The following is a 3,222-nucleotide window of genomic DNA, read 5'->3' on the forward strand; positions in this document are numbered from 1 at the left end:
GCCTGTTGCTGCGCCCGCTGGGCGGCGCGCTGTCGCAGTTCCGTTCTGGCCTGGACGGCGTGGCCAACAGCCGCGCCTGTGGCTGGAACCGTGCGCCGATCGATCGCATGGCCAACCTCAACATCGAACCCGGCGACCAGACCCTGCGGCAACTGATCCAGGGCATCGAACACGGCATACTGATGCGTACCAACCGCTCCTGGTCCATCGACGATGCGCGCAACAAGTTCCAGTTCGGCTGTGAATGGGGCCAGTTGATTGAAAACGGCGAGCTCAAGGGCATCGTCAAGAACCCCAACTATCGCGGCATCTCCGCGCAGTTCTGGCGCAACCTGTCGGCAGTCGGCGACCGCAGCACCTTCCAGGTACTGGGCACGCCCAACTGCGGCAAGGGTGAACCCAACCAGGTGGTGCGGGTCGGCCACGCGTCGCCAGCCTGCGTGTTCCGCCAGATCGACGTATTCGGAGGGGACGCCTGATGAAACAAGCATTCGAAGCCCTGGCCCTCGATGTGCGCACCGAGCTGCAAGCGGGCGAACAATTCACCCTCGGCTACAGCGCCGAGCAATCGCAATTCGTGCGTTTCAACCACGCCAAGGTGCGTCAGGCCGGTGAAGTGAGCCAGGCCAGTGCGCAACTGCGGCTGATCAGTGATGGCCGCCAGGCTGAACAACAGGTGACCTTGAGTGGGGACGCGCAACTGGATTCCCAGCGCCTGATCGCTGCCCTGGAGCAACTGCGCCAGACGTTGCCGCTGCTGGCGGTCGACCCCTACCTGCGCCTGGACGACAGCGCCTGGCACAGCCACAGCCAGCAGGAGCAACCGCTGCCCGAGCTGAGCGATGTACTGGCCCTGCTCGACCGCGAAGCCGGGGACCTGGACCTGGTCGGCATCTATGCCGCCGGGCCCATCTGCCGTGGCTTTGCCAGTTCGTTTGGCGCCTTCGGCTGGCATCAGGCCAACAGCTTCAACGTGGACTGGAGCCTGTTCCATGAAAATGGCCAGGCGGTGAAAGCCAACTATGCCGGTCAAGAATGGAACTCCGACAACTTCACCGCACGGCTGCGCCAGGCGCGGGAGCAACTGGGTTTCCTCGGCCTTCCGGCAGTCACCCTGAAGCCCGGCAGCTACCGCGCCTATCTGGCACCGTCAGCCATGGACGAGATCGCCGGCATGCTGTGCTGGGGCGGTTTCTCGGCGCAGGCGCTGGCCACCGGCAACAGCGCTCTGCAGCGCCTGTACAACGGCGATGCACGACTGAGCCCGCTGGTAAGCTTCACCGAGCAGGTCAGCGGCTCGTTGAGCCCGGCGTTTTCCGATGAAGGCTCGCCACGCCTGGATGTGCCATTGATTCAGCAGGGCCAGGCTGTGCAGCGGTTGACCAGTGCGCGCAGTGCCGCCGAGTTCGAGCTGCTGGCCAATGGCGCCGACAGCTACGAGTCGCCCTGCGCGCTCAGCCTGTCGCCGGGGAGCTTGCCCAGCGAGCAGATCCTCGAGCGGCTTGGCAGCGGGCTGTACATCAGCAACCTGTGGTACCTGAACTACTCCGACTTGCCGGCAGCCCGCATGACCGGGCTGACCCGTTTTGCCACTTTCTGGGTAGAGGATGGCCAGATCCAGGGGCCCGTCAGCACCATGCGTTTCGATGACAGCCTGTACAGTTTGCTCGGCAGCCAGCTGGAAGACCTGACCCGGGAGCGCGAGATGATTCTGTCGACCAGTACCTATGGACAGCGCAGTACCGGGTCGAGTCATTTGCCGGGGGCACTGGTCAAAGGCCTGACCCTGACATTGTAATAGGCCATTCCGGCCTCATCGCCGGCAAGCCAGCTCCCACAGGGACCGCACCCAGTCCGGGGCCTGTGGTGATCCTGTGGGAGCTGGCTTGCCGGCGATGAGGCCAGTACAGGCAATGCCGAACATTGAGGTTCCTCATGCCCGAACGCACTCCGCTGGACCCTGTCACCGCCCGCTGGATCCCCTGGGTGGTGGCGATCGCCTTCTTCATGCAGTCCCTGGACGGCACCATTCTCAACACCGCGCTGCCGGCCATGGCCCGCTCGCTGGCCGAAGACCCGCTGCGCATGCAGGGCGTGATCATCGCCTACATGCTCACCGTGGCCCTGCTGATCCCCGCCTCGGGCTGGATCGCCGACCGCTTCGGCACCAAGCGCATCTTCTTCAGCGCCATCCTGCTGTTCAGCTTCGGCTCGCTGTTGTGCGCTGCAGCCAACAGCCTGGGTTTTCTGATCTTCGCCCGGGTGGTGCAGGGCCTGGGCGGTGCACTGATGTTGCCGGTGGGGCGTTTGGTGGTGCTGCGCGCCTACCCGCGTAGCGAGCTGGTGCGGATCATGAGTTTCATCACCATTCCCGGCTTGCTCGGGCCATTGCTGGGGCCAACGGTTGGCGGCTGGCTGGTGGAAATCCTCACCTGGCACTGGATCTTTTTGCTGAACCTGCCGGTCGGTCTGATCGGTTGCTACGCGGTCTGGAAGTTCATCCCCGACCTGCGCGGCGCCGAACGCACCAGCTTCGACGGCCCTGGCTTTGTGCTTTTCGGCGCGGCGATGGTGCTGATCACCATCGCCATGGAAGGCCTGGGCGAGCTGCACCTGCCGCACTTGCGCGTGATGTTGCTGCTGTTTGCCGGCATGGCCTGCCTGGCCGCCTACTGGCTGCGCGCCGGGCGCGACCCAGAGCCGCTGTTCTCGCCCAGCCTGTTCCGTGTGCGCACCTTCGCCATCGGCATCCTCGGCAACCTGTTCGCGCGCCTGGGCAGCGGCGCACTGCCGTTCCTGGTGCCGCTACTGCTGCAGGTGGCGCTGGGCTATTCACCGGCCCAGGCCGGCATGAGCATGATCCCGCTGGCGGCGGCTGCCATGCTCGCAAAATCCATCGCCAGGCCGCTGATCGAACGCTTTGGCTACCGCATCATCCTCACCGGCAACACCCTGCTGCTGGGCCTGCTGCTGGCCAGCCTGGGCCTGATCGACGAACAGACACCCTATGCTGTGCTACTGATCCAGCTGGGCCTGCTCGGCGCGGTCAACTCCATGCAGTTCACGGCAATGAATACGGTGACCCTGATCGACCTTGACGACGCCAGCGCCAGCAGCGGCAACAGCCTGCTGTCGGTGGTCGCACAGCTGTCGCTCAGCCTCGGTGTGGCCTGCGCCGGTGCGTTGCTCGGCGGGTTTACTGCAGCCGGCAGCGCCGATGGC

3 protein-coding genes are annotated in these 3,222 nt (G+C 65.0%); all 3 read left to right on the forward strand.

Annotation, left to right across the window (positions count from 1 at the left end; translation table 11 throughout):
* Positions 1–479, forward strand: a 479-nt coding sequence (locus tag HP546_RS28100) for a metallopeptidase TldD-related protein (RefSeq protein ID WP_256678558.1), incomplete at its 5' end; no start/stop codon positions are given.
* Entirely contained in the window at positions 479–1,798 is a 1,320-nt protein-coding gene (locus HP546_RS28105; protein ID WP_172232445.1) for a TldD/PmbA family protein, read from the forward strand. The genes HP546_RS28100 and HP546_RS28105, both read left to right, overlap by 1 nt.
* A gap of 137 nt (positions 1,799–1,935) precedes the next feature.
* A partial coding sequence (gene mdtD / locus HP546_RS28110; RefSeq protein WP_172232448.1) for a multidrug transporter subunit MdtD occupies positions 1,936–3,222 on the forward strand: 1,287 nt, incomplete at its 3' end.

The sequence above is a fragment of the Pseudomonas sp. CM25 genome (genome assembly GCF_013179705.1).
GTDB lineage: Bacteria > Pseudomonadota > Gammaproteobacteria > Pseudomonadales > Pseudomonadaceae > Aquipseudomonas.